Raw genomic sequence first — 15,392 nt, forward strand, 5'->3', positions numbered from 1 at the left:
TGGTTCACGCGGTCTGCTCCGGCTCGGGATGGGGCATGGTGCAATCGATCAATTCACGATCGGTGGCGATGAAATCCAGTGGGACATCCCATGGCTCCTCCTTGAGGAGGTCCACTTCCTGGAACGCGTAGGCAACGCCGACCAGCAGCGGTTCGGTGGGGCGGATCTGTTCGTTGAGAAAGGCGAAGCTGCGGTCGTAGTAGCCACCGCCATGTCCCAGGCGGTTGCCGCGACGATCGAAGCCCAGCAGCGGCACCAGCACCAGGTCAATCTGGAACGGTTCCAGCAGCTCGCCGGGCTCGGCCGGTTCGGGAATGCCGAAACGGTTCGGCAGCACGTCGTCGCCCGCGTTCCACGCGGCGAAGCGCAATTGCCTGTGGGCGCCAATCACCGGTAGCAGGAACTGCTGGCCGCGGGTGGCCAGCGGCGGGATCACCAGATTCAACGGAAGCTCGCCGTGGCTGGCCCAGTAGCCGGCTACGCGAGCATCGGTGAGGTATTCGGGTAGCTGGTCGAGGCTGCGGCGCAGGCCTTGGGCAGCGGCGATGCGCTCTGCAGGCGGCAGGGCCCGTCGACGTGCGGCCAGCTGCTGGCGCAGATCGCGGCGTTGGGCGTTGACGTCCACGTGGCGAGCGGCTCCGGCGAGGTCACCCCGTGCGACATGACGAACGGGGCGAAAAAAGAAAGTGGCGTCAACCGCGATGCCGCTGCCCACCGAACGACCTTGATCCAAGATGGATCAGGTGGGAGGGCTACATGGTCTAAAGGCTTTCCGCACGCGGCGGACATGCGCAACAACCGATGTGAAGCCGACCCGGGGCCGTATGTAGGAACAAGGCAAATGTAAGAGTGTGCTGGCGCACATCGCAGAAAACGCCGGGTTTCATTTTAGGCGCTTGGCCCGGAATGCGCCACTGGCGGTGCACAAATATCGCTGCGCCGTTCAGCGTTTGACGAGCTCGTGCTCGAAGGCTTCGTCAAGCTTGCGTTGCAGACTGGCCAGTCCGTTGCAAAACCGTTGTTCCTGGCCTTCGTGCTGCTTGCGCAGGTTGAGAAACTCGTGAGCCACGCTGATGGCGGCCAGCACGGCGAGTCGCTCGAAGCTGGGAGCCTTCGCATTGGCTCGGAGCTCACGCATCTTGCGGTCGAGAAAGCCGGCGGCATCGAGCAGCCCGTCGCGCTCTTCCGGTGCGCAGGCAATCAGGAATTCGCGATCCATCAGCCGCAGTGCGACCGGTTCATTGGCGGGTGTATTCATCAGCCGTTGCTCTCGAGCGATTTCAGGCGCTGGATCATCGCTTCGACGCGGCTGCGGGCCTGCTCGTTGCGCGCCATCAGGCCGGCGCGCTCGCCGGACAACTGCTCCTGGCTCTGACGCAGGCTGCGGTTTTCCTCGTTCAGCCGACGCACGGTTTCCAGCAGTCGATCGAGGTGCCGGGTCAGGTCGGCCAGTTGCTGGTGGACCGGGTCGGACTGGGCGGGGTCAGGCGTGCTCATGCCCGAAACTATAGCAGGACGTCGATCGAAAACTGCGAGCCGGTCGACGCACTCCGGAGGCGCCGTCCGGTGCATTAAACTGGGCGACATTCTTGCGAAGGAGCACTGTCATGACGGCTACCGGGGCGATCGGCCACGATGACATCGATGCATTGATCATGCGCCTGCGGCTGGGCACCGAAGCCAGCGAACTGCACGGTTCGCTGTGCGGCTATCTGGCCGGTGGCGCCTCGCTGACCGGCGGCAACGTGCTCGCGGCGCTGCAGCTGGATGGCGAGGCGACGAATCCATCCGCCGACGATCTGGCTCTGCTGCAGCGACTCACCCGTCAGTGCGAAAGCGAACTGGCCGATGCCGAGCTGGGTTTCGAGCCGCTGTTGCCGGAGGACGATCGGCCGCTCACCGAGCGTGCTGACGCGCTGGTCGAATGGTGCCGGGGTTTCCTCGGCGGATTCGGCCTGGGCGGCACTGCGGCGCATGCCTCGTTGTCGGAAGAGGCGCAGGAGATCTTGCGCGACCTGGGCACGATCGCCGCATCGTCGTTTGATTTCGACAACGAGGACGAAGACGAGGATGCGCTGATCGAGGTGCAGGAATTCGTCCGGGTCGGCGCGCTGCTGCTCTACACCGAATGCAATCGGCAGGACCCGGCAACCAGCGGCAGCGTGCATTGAGTTCCACCGAATCCGGTCCGGCGATGCCCGGCATCGCGCCCGAAGAGTTTGCCCGTCGACGCGGCCAGCTGATGAAGATGGCCGGGGAGGATGCGGTGCTGCTGGTCGCCGCGGCGCCCGAACGCATGCGCAACGCGGATGCCGCATGGCCATACCGGCAGGATTCGGATTTCCACTATCTTGCCGGCTTCCCCGAAAGCGATGCCATATTGGCGTTGCTGCCTGGGCGGCGGCATGGCGAAGTGGTGCTGTTCTGCCGTGAGCGCGACGTCGAGCGCGAGCGCTGGCATGGCCACACGATCGGCACCGAGCAGGCGGTGGCCGCCTACGGCATGGACGATGCTTTTCCGATCGAGGATATCGACGACATCCTGCCCGGCATGATCGAAGGCCGGGCGCGCGTCTATTGCCACTTCGGGCGCGAGCCGCAGTTCGACGCGCAATTGCTGGGCTGGATGCGCCGCCTGCGCCAGCTGCGTGGCGGCGGCGTGGTACCGAAGGAGTTCGTGGCACTCGGCCATCTGCTGCACGATTTGCGCCTGTACAAATCACGGGCCGAACTGCGTCTGATGCGCGCCTCGGCCGCGGTCGCGGTGGACGCACATCTGGCCGCGTTGCGGGTGGCCGTCGCCGGCCGGCACGAGTACGAAGTGGAGGCCGAATTGCTGCGAATGGTACGCAGCCGCGGCGCGGTACCCGCCTTCGTGCCGATTGTCGCCGGCGGAGCCAACGCCTGTGTCATGCATTACCAGAACAATCGCGCCCGCCTTCGGGATGGCGATCTGTTGCTGATCGATGCCGGCGCCGAATGGGACTGTTACGCCTCCGACATCAGTCGCACGTTTCCGGTCAGCGGGCGCTACAGCCGTGAGCAGCGGGCGCTTTACGAAGTGGTGCTGGCCGCGCAACTGGCGGCGATCGACGAGGTGCAGCCGGGTCGGCCCTTCAACGCGGCGCATTTCACGGCGGTGCGCGTGCTGACCGAAGGCCTGTGCGAGCTGGGTCTGCTCAAGGGCGACGCGGACGCGGCGGTGGCCGATGAAAGCTACAAGCGATTCTTCCCGGCCAAGACCGGTCACTGGCTGGGGCTGGATGTACACGACGTGGGCGACTATCGGGTCGACGGCGAATCGCGCCTGCTCGAGCCGGGCATGGTGCTGACCGTGGAGCCGGGCTTGTACGTGGCGCCGGACGACCGGTCGGTGGCCGAGCGCTGGCGCGGTATCGGCATCCGCATCGAGGACGACGTGGCAGTCACCCGCGATGGCCATGAGGTGCTGACGGCGGCCATGCCGCGACAGGCCGAAGAAATCGAGGCCCTGCTGGCCGCGCGCTAGGTCAGCTCGTCCGGCGGTTTCCCCGCATCGGTGCGCCGGCGATGGGCTTCGTCGGTGGCATGCACCTCGTACCACATCGCGTTGAGGATGGCGAAGGCGCATGCCAGGCCCAGCCCGAGAATCCATGAGAAGTACCACATGACGTTGCGCTCCTTTCAGTAGCCACCGTGCGCCTTGCGCACCTGGTCCAGCGTCACCCGGCCGCGCATCACCCGGTAGACCCAGCTGGTATAGAGAATCACGATCGGCAGCAATGCCGCGGTAGCCAGCAACATCAGCCACAAGGTGCCGCGACTGGACGAGGCATCCCACACCGTGAGGCTGGAACGCGGGTCCAGGCTGGACGGCAGCAGGAACGGGAACAAGGCAAACCCGGCCGATGCGATCGTGCTGCCGACCATCAGGCTGCTGGCGACGAGGCCGGCCACGCTGCGTCGGCCCACCAGCGCCTGCACGCCCACCGCGGAGGCCAGTGCCAGCAGCGGCGCGGTCCAGAACCACGGGTACTGCATGTAGCCGGCGAACCAGCTGCCTCCAATGGCCACCTGCTTGAACAGCGGATTGGCCGGGCCATCCGTCACCACCGGTCCGGCGATCGCATAGCCCGGAACGCCCCAGGCCAGCCAGACTCCGGCCAACACATACAACACGGCGAACAGCAGGGTGGTCCAGCGTGCAATCGTCACCGCGCGTGCGGCAATCGCGTGGTCGGCCTTCATGGCGGCGAAGCAGGCACCGTGTGCCAGCAACATGCCCAGTGAGACCAGCCCGCACAACAGCGCGAACGGATGCAGCAGATCGAAGAACCCGCCCTGCCAGCTCATCCGCAAATCGTCGTCGAAGCGGAATGGCAAGCCGAGGAACAGGTTGCCGAAGGCCACCCCGGCGACCAGCATCACCACCAGACCGGACGCACTGAGGACCCAGTCCCACAGCGACGCCCAACGCGGGTCGTGGATCTTGCCGCGGAAATTGAAGCCGACCGGACGCAGGATCAGCGCCAGCAGCACCAGCGCAATCGCCATGTACATGCCCGAGAACGACGCAGCGTACAGCATTGGCCAGGCGGCGAAAGTCGCGCCGCCGGCCACGATGAACCACACCTGGTTGCCTTCCCAGGTCGGCTCGATGCCTTCGAGCAGCACCAGCCGTTCCTCGTTGTTGCGGCCAAGTAGCTTCAGCAAGCCAGCCACGCCGAAATCGAAGCCATCCATGATGGCGAAGCCGATCAACAGCGTGCCCAGGATGGCCCACCAGATCACCCGCAGGCTCTCGTAATCAAACATCGCATGCTTCCTTTGCCGCTTCTCCCCCGCAGAGAGAGGCTTGAGGTGAAAGGCCGGTGCTTGCCGCGATGCTCATCGGAACGTGCTCCCAGGAAAGTCTGCCATCAGTTCTGTCCGTTGCCCGGCGAAGGCATGCCCGGGGAACCCGTCGGCCAGATGCCCAGGCCGTCCGGTCCCTTGCGGGTGAACTTCAGCATCAGGAACACATCGATCACGGCGAGTGCGGTGTAGAAGAAAATGAAGCCGCCCAGCGAAGTCAGCACCTGGCTGCTGCTGACCGACGACACGCCCAGTGCGGTGGGCAGCACGCCCTCGATCGCCCACGGCTGCCGGCCGTACTCGGCCACGATCCAGCCCAGTTCGATGGCGATCCACGGCAGTGGCAGACTCCACAACGCCAGGCGCAGGTACCAGCGCTGGCTGTCCAGCTGACGCGTGCTCGCCTTCCAGAAGGAGAACGCGAACAGCGCGATGAAATAGAAACCGCAGCCGACCATGATGCGGAACGCCCAGAACAGCACTGGCACGTTCGGTATCGTCGAGTCGGCTGCCCTCTGGATATCCGCCGGCGTGGCCTGGCGCGGATCGTCCACGTACTTCTTCAGCAGCAGGGCGTAACCCAGATCCTTGTCGTGCGCCGCGAGGGTGGCTTTCGCCTGGGCGTTGTCCTTGTCCTGGCGCAGCATCAGCATTGCGTCGTAGGCGTGGATGCCGTTGCCGATGCGTCCCTTGGCGGCATCCACCAGTTCCGCGATGCCCGGCATGGTTTCATCGATCGAATGGGTGCCGATCAACCCCATCACCCAGGGAATCTTCACCGCGAAGTGGGTCTTGCGCTGCTGCACGTCGGGGATGCCGAACACGGTGAACGAGGCGGGGGCCGGCTCGGTGTGCCACATCGCCTCGATCGCGGCCATCTTCATCTTCTGGTTCAGTGACACGGTGTAGCCAGAGGCATCACCAAGCACCACCACCGACAGGGCGGCGGCCAGGCCGAAACTCGCCGCCACCGTCATCGAGCGCTTGGCAAAATCCACGTTGCGCCCGCGCAGCAGGTACCACGCGCTGATCGACAGCACGAACATCGCACCGAGCACGTAGCCGGCGCTGACCGTATGCACGAACTTGTCCTGCGCCACCGGATTGAAGAACACCTCGGAGAACGAGGTGACCTCCATGCGCATGGTCTCCGGGTTGAATTCGGAACCCACCGGGTGTTGCATCCAGGCATTCGCCACCAGGATCCACAGCGCTGACAGGCTGGTGCCCAGCGCCAGGAACCAGGTCACCAGCAGATGCTTGATTCGCGAGATGCGATCCCAACCCATGAAAAACACGCCGACCAGCGTGGCTTCAAGGAAGAACGCCATCAGCCCTTCGATCGCCAGTGGCGCACCGAAGATGTCGCCCACGAAGTGCGAGTAGTAAGCCCAGTTCATGCCGAACTGGAATTCCATCGTCACGCCGGTGGCCACGCCCATCGCGAAGTTGATGCCGAACAGCACGCCCCAGAACTGCACCATGCGCTTCCACACTTCGCGCCCGGTCATCACGTAGACGCTTTCCATGATCGCCAGCATCCACACCAGGCCCAGCGTCAGCGGCACGAACAGGAAGTGGTACAGCGCGGTCAGCGCGAACTGCAGGCGCGACAGCGTGACGACATCGGCGTCGATGATCATGGGCGAGCTTCCGGCGTGGCATGGGCAGAGGGCGCTAGTCGATCCGCGATCGCGCCCGCACTGATGTCGGGCTTCGGCTGGGGCGCGAACACCACCCACCAGATCAGCGTCAGCGCCACGACCTTCAAGGCGATGACGCCGAACAACTCAAGCGTCAGCCGGCGCAGCGGTCGCCGCGGCGCACTGAAGGTTCTGGATGGATCATTGGGGACTGAGGAGCGGGACATGGGACATAACCCGGCATAACCTGCCAGGCAGCATACGCCGCGCAGACGTTGTCACGGTGTGGACGAATGTCGCAGTGAAGGCCAGCCGACATCGGGCATGCCGGCTGGCGTCGTGGATGCGACTCCGAAGGCGCGTGCGCTGGAGCCTGGCTGGGGCGACAGGGCATCAAGACATCCAGTGGCTGCCGCAGGCGTCGCCCTTGCCACCGCCAGCCGGGTCAGATCAAGGCAAATGCGTCGCGCGTGAGGTTTTCCGGCGCGTCGGTGGTGCACGCCACGTCGTCTTCGATGCGGATGCCGCCGTACTGACGGAAGCGCTCGACCGTGGCCCAGTCGATGTCGACGGCAAACGGTTTGTCGCGCAATTCGGCCAGCAGCATGTCGATGAAGTACAGGCCTGGCTCGATCGTCACCACCATGCCCGGCTCCAACGTACGGGTCATGCGCAGGAACGGATGGCCGTCTGGTCGGGGGACCGTGTGGCCACGATCATCCTTCGCGAAGCCGCCCACGTCGTGTACCTGCAGGCCGATGGAATGCCCCAGCCCATGCGGGAAGAAGGCGCGTGTCACGCCACTCTCGACCGCCGAGTCGGCCTCCATCCGGATGAAACCGTGTTCTTTCAGCAGCACCGCCAGCTGCTGGTGCGCATGCAGGTGCAGCTCGGCATAGCTGCGGCCGCTGCGCACCATCGCCACCTGGCTTTGCTGGTTCGCATCCATGGCGTCGATCAGTGCCTGGAACTCACCGGCATCCGTCGCCGCATGGGTGCGCGTGATGTCGCTGGCATAGCCCGAGGCGCTGGCGCCGGCATCAATCAACAGTGAGCGTGCCGGGGTCGGCGGGACGCGGGTGAAGTCCATGTAGTGCAGCACGGCACCATGCTCGTTCAAAGCCACGATGCTGGAGTAGGGCAGTTCGGCGTCGATCAGTCCGGCGGCGGCCAGATAGGCCTGATGGATGCCCAGTTCGCTCTCGCCCATGCGGAACGCCCGCTCGGCCGCGCGGTGGGCGCGAGTGCCGATGCGGCTGGCTTCGCGCATCAATGCCAGCTCGTACGGCGTCTTGTACGCGCGGTGGTAATGCAGGTAATCCAGTACCGCTTCGGGATTGTTGGCCTCGAGGTTCGCGAGGCAAGCCGTCGGTTCGGCGATCACCGCGCAATGCCCTTTGGGCAGTTGGGCAATGGCGTCTTCGGCGGTCCGGGCGATCACGATCTCGAATGCATCGACCCAGTAGCCACTGGGAGCATCCGGTACGACGTGCCAGTAATCGCGGGGCTGCAGGAAGATCAACTTCGGCCTGGCACCCGGCGTGTAGGCGATCCAGCTGCCGGGAGCGCGCGTCAGCGGCAGCCAGTGCTTGAATGCCGGGCTCACGGCATACGGGTAGTGGTTGTCGTCGAGAAACTTGACCGCCGGCATGCCGGCGGCAATCAGCAGATGATCGAAGCCGCCGCGTTCAAGCGCACGGTCGGCGTGTTCGATGACGGTGGCAAGGTGCTGCGGATACAGCGAGGCGAGTTGGTCGGGCATGGAGACTCCTGCGGCGACGGACGGTTCCTCTGCCGATGGCAGGCACGCGGCAGCGAGCCCGGAACGGCCCGTGGTGAACGGGGATGGGGCAAGGCAGACCGCCATGATGACGCCGCGGCGCCATGACTTCCAGTCGGAATCAGGCTTGCGCCAGCCAACTCTCCAGGCGTGCCGCGTCGCCGTCGGTGATCGCCACGATGCGGTAGCCAGCCCAGATCTGTCCGGAACTGGCGGCCGGTTCATGCCACTGCTCCTGAATGCCGACCTCGATCGGTTGCGACTGGGTCAGCATCCGGCCCGAGCCGGGCAGGGTCATGCTGACCTGATACAGCGCCTCGCTGCGCGGTGCCTGGGCACTGATCAGCAACATGCCGGTGCTGGAAAGATTGCCGAGGTGGCCGATGGGCAGGCCGCTGATCACGTCGGTCACGATCGCGTTGACCGACGTACGCTTGCGCTCGGCGCGCCGCTGGTTGCTGGTGCTCATGGACGGCCGCCTTCGGTCGGTGCGCTGCGGCGCGGCTGCAGGCTGCCGGTCAGGCTGCGCCACGCGCGATCCAGCAGGCTGTCGGGCTGGGCCGGTACTTCGCAGACGCGGCCACTGGCAACTTCGTGGGCAAGCTGCGCCAGGGTCATTTCCTCGCCACGCTGGCCGCGCCGACTGACCAGCAGACAACGCCCGGACATGGGCGAATACCAGGCCAGCTTGCGACGGGAGAGCTGCCCATTGGCCGGATCGATGAACTCGAACCAGCTGCCGAACGGCAATTCCTTGAGGTGCTGTTCGATGCGTGTTGCGCGGGGGTCGTTCGCCGGTACGCCGGGGGCGGCTGTCGACGCAACGGGCGCGGATGTCGTTGCTGATGGCGCTGCGACTGCCGGTGCTCGCTCGGCGCGACTGTCCGGTGCGACGGCGCTCTTGCGCATGGCGGGTATCGGGACTACCGCCGCGGGAGGCGTACGCGCGCCAGCCGGACTTGCTGGGGAGTCGTGGCTGGATTGCTGCTCGCCAAGACGCTGATGCTGTTTGAGACGCAGCGCCAGATCCGTGGCACTGGGCAGGTCCACGGAAGGGTCCGGCGTGCCCGCACCCAGCAAGCGCTGGGCTACCTGCACCGCCTCCTCGGCGTGCATGCCGATCTGCTGCAGCCCGGATTCCACTTCCGTCTGCAGATGCAGACGGTCGTTGACCGGCAGGCGGCCGAGCAACTGGTCCGTGATCTTCAGTTGCGCGCGGAAGGCATCGCTTTCTTCGCCGTGGCGCAGCAGGGTCAGCGCCAGCACATCCGACCAGGCACGGTCGAGCAACGCGCGCAGCAGGCCGCGCGGCGGCGATTGGGCGAAACGCGCAGCCATCAGTTCGCCGGCGCGGTGGCGAGCCTGATCAAGCCGCTCGCGACCTTGCGCGGCTTCGACGTGGCGTCGTTCGGCGGCCTGCGCCTTGCGGGTCAGCAACCCCAGGTGATGTTCGATATCCGCCAGCAGCGTGGTGTAAAGGCCGGCGCTGGGTGCTTCCTGATTGGCACGGCTGACCAGCTGCTCCAGCTTGGTCGCCAGTGGGCGGTTGCTTTCGTCGTCGCTGCCGTCGAGCCAGTCGTTTGCCGCGGCGGTGACCGTGTCCAGCAGGCGCCGGGCAGGATGCTCGCGCTTTTCGAAGAAGCCGTGGTCAGCCACCGCCATGCGCAAGACCGGCAGTTGCAGGTCGGTCAGCAGGTTGCTGGCGTTGCCGCCTTGCTGCAGTTGGTGACCGAGCTGCTCAAACAGCCGCGCGACGAGTTCCACCGTGTCGCCTTGCTCGTCGCTGAGCTGGGTGCGCGGAGTACCGACGGGTTTGCCGAAATTGAGCTGGGCGACCAGCTCCTCGCGCAGGCGCGCGGCACTGCGCAGTTCACGACTGGCCTGGTCGGTGACCTGGGCAAGATGCTGTTGCAGGGCACCCAATGCCGACTGGAGTTCATCCTCGCTGGCGGCACGGCCGCCGGCGCTTCCGCTGAGGCCGCCCTGCATGGCGCGTTGTTGCGCCAGCAGGTCGCGCAGCGATTCCAGGACTTCGATCGGTGCGCCCGGGCTGCCCGTGGCGGCATGGGCGGCGGGGGTGGCGGTCGACGTGGCCACCGCCGCGTCGCCAGCCGCCTCGCTGCTCGCCACCACGGTGCGGGGCCGTTTGCCGATATGTCGCGGAATCGGGATGCTGCGCAACTGTGGCAGGATGCCGTCGTCCTTGAGCTGCGCGTTGATGTTGTCGTACAGCGCTCCAAGCGACTGGATCACCCACTGGTCGAAGTGCTGCAGCAGCAGCAATTGATGTTTGAGCGGCAATTCGAGTTCGCTGCTGGCTGCACGACACGCCGTGGCCAGCGCGTGCGGGCCGACCGGCAAGGCCTGGCCTTCCAGCGGCGGTGCGCCGATCAACACGGCCAGGCGATAGCCAAGTTCGTACAACGCATTGCTGTGGCGCACCTCGCCGCGGGCACCCAGTTGCTCCAGCAGCATCGATACTTCCTGCTCGCCGGGGTCAACCAGTTCAAGCGATTGCCAGAGCATTCCCTCGCTGTCCGAAGGCTTGGGCGCAGAGTTGTCGTCGCCGATCTGTTCGATAGCAACGCCCAGGCATTCCATGAATCGCTGGGCAAACGCTGAGCGACCCTGCAGCAGTCGTTGTCGACTGGCGAAGCAGTCCTGTTGCACCGCGGCGCTGTGGGCACGCTCGGCCATCGCGAAAAGCTGCTTTTCGAGTTCCCCAAGGAAGCGCCGCAACGGCTCCTGCAACCCCTCCACGCAAAGCGTATAGCTGGTTTCGAGCAGGCGCTGCGCGCGCGCAGGCAGGCGCGCGCTGTTCATCCGGCCGCTCTGACGCGGCGCAGACGAGTGACGTCGGTCTTGTCCCACATCCATGATGTGCCTGTGAATTCCCCCGGAGCAGCAAGTCTATGCCGGTTGCCACGGCTATGCCATCTGGCCGGATCGTGTTTCAGTCAAGGAAGCTGGCGATCACGTCATTCAGGAATCGCTGGCCCAGCTCGGTGGTGTGCAGCCGGGCCGGATCATCGTGCAACCAGCCGCGCGAGCGGGCCAGGGTGATCCCGGCGGCGATGCGTTCCGGCGACAGCCCGGTGCGTTCGGCAAAGGCGCTTGCCGGCACGCCATCGATCAGGCGCAGCGCGTTGAGCATGTACTCGAACGGGAGCTCACTGGCGCTGACCACTTGGTCCCCACCGATCCGGCTGGCGCCGCCGGCCGCTTCCATGTAGCCGCGCGGGCCGCGCGTTTTCCAGCGGCGGCGGATCTGTCCGTTTGCGGCGTTGCTGAGCTTGCCGTGGGCGCCCGCACCGATGCCCAGATAGTCGCCAAATTGCCAATAGTTGAGGTTGTGCGCGCAACGCTTTCCCGCCTGGGCATAAGCCGAGATTTCGTACTGGCCATAGCCGGCGCTGGCCAGTCGGGCCTCGCAGGCTTCCTGCATCGACCATGCGTGATCGTCGTCGGGCAGTGGCGGTGGATTGGCGGCGAACGCGGTGTTCGGTTCCAGCGTCAACTGGTAGTGCGAGATATGCGTCGGTGCCAGCGCGATCGCGCGTTCGACGTCGGCCAGTGCGCCGTCCAGCTGCTGTTGCGGCAGCGCGTACATCAGGTCCAGGTTGATATTGGTGTAACCGGCGTCCTGCGCGGACTTCACTGCGGACTCCGCTTCGCCGGCCGAATGGATCCGGCCCAGCCGCCTGAGCTTGTCGTCGTCGAAACTCTGCACGCCGAACGAGATGCGGTTGACCCCGGCGGCCAGATAGCCGTCGAAACGACCGTGCTCGACTGTGCCGGGGTTGGTTTCCAGGGTGATCTCGGCGTCGGTGCGCAGCGGCAGGCGTTCGCGCACGCCGTCGAGCAGGCGGGCGATCAGTTCCGCCGAAAACAGGCTGGGCGTGCCGCCGCCGAAGAAGATGGAGACGACCGGACGACCGTCGAGTGCCACGCCGAAGTCGGTCCGGTCGGCGTCCAGATCGGCCAGCAGATGGTCGATGTAGTCGGCGTAGGGTGGCGGCTCGCTGCGCAAGCCGTGCGAGTTGAAGTCGCAATACGGGCACTTCTTCACGCACCACGGCATGTGGATGTACAGCGACAGCGGTGGCGCGACGAGGCTCATCCGCGCCTTTCGCTCAGCCGTTCGCGCAGCTTCACCAGCGCCTGGCCGCGGTGGCTCAGGCGATTCTTGAGTGCCTCGTCCATCTCGGCGACGCTCTGCGCGTAGCCTTCGGGCAGGAACACCGGGTTGTAGCCGAAGCCGCCCGTGCCGCGACCTTCGGCAAGAATGCGGCCATGCCAGCGCGCTTCAGCGATCAGCGGGGCCGGGTCGTCGGGGTGCTGCAGCAGCACCAGCACGCAGATGAAGAACGCGCCGCGTCGTTCGGTCGGTACGCCGTCGAGTTCTTGCAGCAGCTTCGCGTTGTTCGCCGCGGCGTCGCCGTGGCTGCCGCTGTAGCGCGCCGAGTACAGGCCGGGCGCGCCATTGAGGTGATCCACGCACAGGCCTGAATCGTCGGCCAGCGCAGGCAGGCCGCTGGCTTGCGCGGCGTGGCGCGCCTTGAGCAGGGCGTTCTCGACGAAGGTGAGGCCGGTTTCTTCGGCGTCCGTGATGCCCAGGCTGGCCTGGGGAATCACCTCGAGGCCGCTGTCGGCCAACAGCGCACCGAATTCCTTCAGCTTGCCGGGGTTGCTGCTGGCCAGGACGATGCGCGACATCGTGGCTCAGCCCTGTGCCAGCGCTGCGCGCTGCGCCGCCACCAGTTCGCCGATGCCTTTGCCGGCCAGCGCCAGCATCGCATCCATCTCGTCGCGGCGGAATGCATGGCCTTCGGCGGTGCCCTGCACCTCGATGAAGCCGCCGCCGTCGTTCATCACCACATTCATGTCGGTGTCGCAGTCGGAGTCCTCGGCGTAGTCGAGGTCGAGCACCGGCTCGCCCTTGTAGATGCCGACCGAGACTGCGGCGATGGCACCGACGACCGGGTTGCGTTTGAGGTTCTCGCGCTTCATCAACAGGTTCACCGCATCGACCAGGGCCACATAGGCGCCGGTGATCGCGGCGGTGCGTGTGCCGCCATCGGCCTGCAACACGTCGCAGTCCAGCGTGATCACGCGCTCGCCCAGTGCCTGCCGATTGATGCAGGCGCGCAGGCTGCGGCCGATCAGACGCTGGATTTCCATGGTGCGGCCGCCCTGGCCACCACGTGCGGCTTCACGCTGCATGCGGGTGTTGGTGGCGCGCGGCAACATGCCGTATTCGGCGGTGATCCAACCCTCGCCCTTGCCGCGCAGCCAGGCCGGGGCGCGGTCTTCAATGCTGGCGGTGCACAGCACGCGGGTGTCGCCGAAACTCACCAGTACCGAGCCTTCGGCGTGGCGGGTGTAATGGCGTTCGATGCTGACGGCGCGCAGCTGGTCGCTGGCGCGGCCGCTGGGGCGGGTGGGGGAATTCATGGGGCAAGTCCTGGCGTCGCTTGGCCGGATTGGGCAAGCAGGGATCGGAGAGTTTACCATTGCGTCCTTTCCCCACGTCCGGAACGCGCCGATGATCCGCAGCATGACGGCCTATGCCAGCGCCGAAACCACCGGCCCCGCCGGTACGCTCGGCTGCGAGCTGCGCACGGTGAACCATCGCTACCTGGAGCTGAGCCCGCGCTTGCCGGACGACTTGCGCGCGTTCGAATCGCAATTGCGCGAGCGGGTGGCGGCGAAGCTGTCGCGCGGCAAGCTGGACCTCACCGTGCGGCGCACCGGCGAGGCGCGCAGCGCTTCGTTGCAGGTCAACGACGCTTTGCTGAGCCAGATGGCCAGCCTGCACCTGGGGCTGACTTCGCGTTTCCCCGGTCTGCGCGTGGAATTCACCGAGTTGCTGCGCTTTCCGGGCGTGCTGCAGCAGGCTGAAACCGATCCGGAAACGCAGCAGGCTGCGTTGTTCGACGTGCTGGACCGCGCGCTGGACGCACTCACCGCCACGCGTGAACGCGAAGGCGGGAAACTCGGCCAGATCCTGCGCGACAAGCTGGATGCGATTGAGCGGGTGGTCGCCGAGGTACGCGGCTGGATGCCGGAGATCCGCGCCGCGTTGCGCGCCCGATTGGAAACCCGTCTGGCCGATCTCAAGCAGCCGGTCGAACCGGGTCGGCTGGAACAGGAGCTGGTGCTGCAGATCACCCGCACCGATGTCGACGAAGAGCTCGACCGCCTCAGTACCCACATCACCGAGACCCGTCGCGTGCTGGGTCTGAAGGAGCCGGTCGGGCGCCGGCTGGATTTCCTGATGCAAGAATTCAACCGCGAGGCGAACACGCTGGGTTCCAAGTCGGTCGATGCGCGCAGCACCAATGCGGCGGTCGAGCTGAAGGTGCTGATCGAACAGATGCGCGAACAGGTGCAGAACATCGAATGAAGACGATACGTTCCGCGCCAACCGTGGCCCCTCACCCCAACCCTCTCCCGGTAGGGAGAGGGGGCAAACGAGCTGCGCATCTTTATGTCGATTGAAGCGGGCACCTTGTTTGTGGTTGCCGCGCCTTCGGGTGCCGGCAAGTCCACCCTGGTCAATGCGCTGCTGGAGCGCGAGCCGGCGATATCGCTGTCGGTATCGCACACCACGCGACCGCCGCGCCCGGGTGAAACCTACGGGCGGCATTACTACTTCGTCGAGCGCGCCGAGTTCGAGCGCGAGGTCGCCGAGGGCATCTTTCTGGAGCACGCCGAGGTGCACGGCAACCTTTACGGCACCTCGCGCACCACCGTGCGGGAGTTGCTCGGACAGGGGCGCGACGTATTGCTGGAAATCGACTGGCAGGGTGCCGAGCAGATCCGTCGCAGCAAGCCCGATTGCGTCAGCGTGTTCATCCTGCCGCCGTCGCGTGCGGAGCTTGAACGACGCCTGCGCGGGCGTGGATCCGATGCGCCCGAAGTGATCGAGCGGCGCCTGCGCAATTCGCGCGGGGAGATTGAACACGCCCACGACTTCGATTACATCCTGGTCAACGACGTGTTCGACGATGCGCTGGCCGAACTGCAGGCGATCGTGCGCGCGGTACGCCTGCGCAGTGCCCTGCAGTGGCATCGGCATGAAGCCCTGATAGCCGAATTGCTTGCTCCCGGCGCCTGATCCGCGCGCCGTTGCA

17 protein-coding genes and 1 other RNA gene are annotated in these 15,392 nt (G+C 65.9%); 4 read left to right on the forward strand and 14 right to left on the reverse strand.

Annotation, left to right across the window (positions count from 1 at the left end; translation table 11 throughout):
* Positions 1–4: 4 nt before the first annotated feature.
* The 4 genes from ACVWWQ_RS07640 to ACVWWQ_RS07655 all read right to left on the reverse strand — a co-directional run bounded on the left by ACVWWQ_RS07640 (position 5) and on the right by ACVWWQ_RS07655 (position 1,497).
* The gene (locus tag ACVWWQ_RS07640) at positions 5–625 is read right to left on the reverse strand and encodes a 5-formyltetrahydrofolate cyclo-ligase (protein ID WP_133948336.1); all 621 of its coding nucleotides are present in this window, start codon (positions 623–625) and stop codon (positions 5–7) included.
* 64 nt (positions 626–689) lie between these two features.
* A non-coding RNA gene (gene ssrS / locus ACVWWQ_RS07645) (6S RNA) lies at positions 690–876 on the reverse strand.
* Positions 877–943: 67 nt separating this feature from the next.
* Complete coding sequence (locus ACVWWQ_RS07650) at positions 944–1,258, reverse strand: cell division protein ZapA (protein WP_099652775.1); 315 nt, start codon at positions 1,256–1,258, stop codon at positions 944–946.
* Entirely contained in the window at positions 1,258–1,497 is a 240-nt protein-coding gene (locus ACVWWQ_RS07655; RefSeq protein ID WP_099652774.1) for a TIGR02449 family protein, read from the reverse strand. The genes ACVWWQ_RS07650 and ACVWWQ_RS07655 overlap by 1 nt, the downstream gene beginning before the upstream one ends.
* 110 nt (positions 1,498–1,607) lie before the next feature.
* Between ACVWWQ_RS07655 and ACVWWQ_RS07660 the strand changes: the two genes are divergently transcribed.
* Together ACVWWQ_RS07660 and ACVWWQ_RS07665 are read left to right on the forward strand one after the other, a co-directional pair.
* Positions 1,608–2,171 carry a UPF0149 family protein gene (locus ACVWWQ_RS07660; protein ID WP_133948334.1) on the forward strand — a complete coding sequence of 188 codons (564 nt, stop codon included), beginning with the start codon at positions 1,608–1,610 and terminating at the stop codon, positions 2,169–2,171.
* A gap of 23 nt (positions 2,172–2,194) precedes the next feature.
* On the forward strand, positions 2,195–3,508 hold the full coding sequence (locus tag ACVWWQ_RS07665; protein WP_133949327.1) for an aminopeptidase P N-terminal domain-containing protein: 1,314 nt from the start codon (positions 2,195–2,197) through the stop codon (positions 3,506–3,508).
* On the opposite strand, the gene cydX is transcribed toward ACVWWQ_RS07665, so the two are convergent.
* The 10 genes from cydX to rph all read right to left on the reverse strand — a co-directional run bounded on the left by cydX (position 3,505) and on the right by rph (position 13,710).
* Positions 3,505–3,648: a cytochrome bd-I oxidase subunit CydX gene (gene cydX / locus ACVWWQ_RS07670; RefSeq protein WP_133948332.1), complete on the reverse strand. Its 144-nt coding sequence runs from the start codon at positions 3,646–3,648 to the stop codon at positions 3,505–3,507. The two genes, ACVWWQ_RS07665 and cydX, sit on opposite strands and share 4 nt — an antisense overlap.
* 15 nt (positions 3,649–3,663) lie before the next feature.
* The gene (gene cydB / locus ACVWWQ_RS07675) at positions 3,664–4,794 is read right to left on the reverse strand and encodes a cytochrome d ubiquinol oxidase subunit II (RefSeq protein WP_133948330.1); all 1,131 of its coding nucleotides are present in this window, start codon (positions 4,792–4,794) and stop codon (positions 3,664–3,666) included.
* Positions 4,795–4,898: 104 nt separating this feature from the next.
* Positions 4,899–6,476, reverse strand: a complete 1,578-nt coding sequence (locus ACVWWQ_RS07680) for a cytochrome ubiquinol oxidase subunit I (RefSeq protein ID WP_133948328.1) — start codon at positions 6,474–6,476, stop codon at positions 4,899–4,901.
* Complete coding sequence (gene cydP, locus ACVWWQ_RS07685) at positions 6,473–6,703, reverse strand: cytochrome oxidase putative small subunit CydP (RefSeq protein ID WP_133948326.1); 231 nt, start codon at positions 6,701–6,703, stop codon at positions 6,473–6,475. Before cydP ends, ACVWWQ_RS07680 begins: the two co-directional genes overlap by 4 nt.
* Before the next feature lie 218 nt (positions 6,704–6,921).
* Positions 6,922–8,238 (reverse strand): Xaa-Pro dipeptidase, encoded by a 1,317-nt coding sequence (gene pepQ / locus ACVWWQ_RS07690; protein ID WP_133948324.1) that lies wholly within the window; start codon positions 8,236–8,238, stop codon positions 6,922–6,924.
* A gap of 139 nt (positions 8,239–8,377) precedes the next feature.
* Positions 8,378–8,725 carry a PilZ domain-containing protein gene (locus ACVWWQ_RS07695; protein ID WP_099652767.1) on the reverse strand — a complete coding sequence of 116 codons (348 nt, stop codon included), beginning with the start codon at positions 8,723–8,725 and terminating at the stop codon, positions 8,378–8,380.
* Positions 8,722–11,133: a DUF1631 family protein gene (locus tag ACVWWQ_RS07700; protein ID WP_133948322.1), complete on the reverse strand. Its 2,412-nt coding sequence runs from the start codon at positions 11,131–11,133 to the stop codon at positions 8,722–8,724. The genes ACVWWQ_RS07695 and ACVWWQ_RS07700 overlap by 4 nt, the downstream gene beginning before the upstream one ends.
* Positions 11,134–11,209: 76 nt before the next feature.
* Positions 11,210–12,376: a radical SAM family heme chaperone HemW gene (hemW, locus tag ACVWWQ_RS07705; RefSeq protein WP_133948320.1), complete on the reverse strand. Its 1,167-nt coding sequence runs from the start codon at positions 12,374–12,376 to the stop codon at positions 11,210–11,212.
* Positions 12,373–12,972, reverse strand: a complete 600-nt coding sequence (gene rdgB / locus ACVWWQ_RS07710) for an RdgB/HAM1 family non-canonical purine NTP pyrophosphatase (RefSeq protein WP_133948318.1) — start codon at positions 12,970–12,972, stop codon at positions 12,373–12,375. Before rdgB ends, hemW begins: the two co-directional genes overlap by 4 nt.
* 6 nt (positions 12,973–12,978) lie before the next feature.
* Positions 12,979–13,710 carry a ribonuclease PH gene (gene rph / locus ACVWWQ_RS07715; protein WP_099652763.1) on the reverse strand — a complete coding sequence of 244 codons (732 nt, stop codon included), beginning with the start codon at positions 13,708–13,710 and terminating at the stop codon, positions 12,979–12,981.
* Between the two features lie 91 nt (positions 13,711–13,801).
* Between rph and ACVWWQ_RS07720 the strand changes: the two genes are divergently transcribed.
* Positions 13,802–14,662, forward strand: a complete 861-nt coding sequence (locus tag ACVWWQ_RS07720; protein ID WP_099652762.1) for a YicC/YloC family endoribonuclease — start codon at positions 13,802–13,804, stop codon at positions 14,660–14,662.
* Between the two features lie 84 nt (positions 14,663–14,746).
* Entirely contained in the window at positions 14,747–15,376 is a 630-nt protein-coding gene (gene gmk / locus ACVWWQ_RS07725) for a guanylate kinase (protein WP_457383352.1), read from the forward strand.
* Positions 15,377–15,392 lie beyond the last annotated feature (16 nt).

The organism is Rhodanobacter sp. TND4EL1 (genome assembly GCF_054061035.1).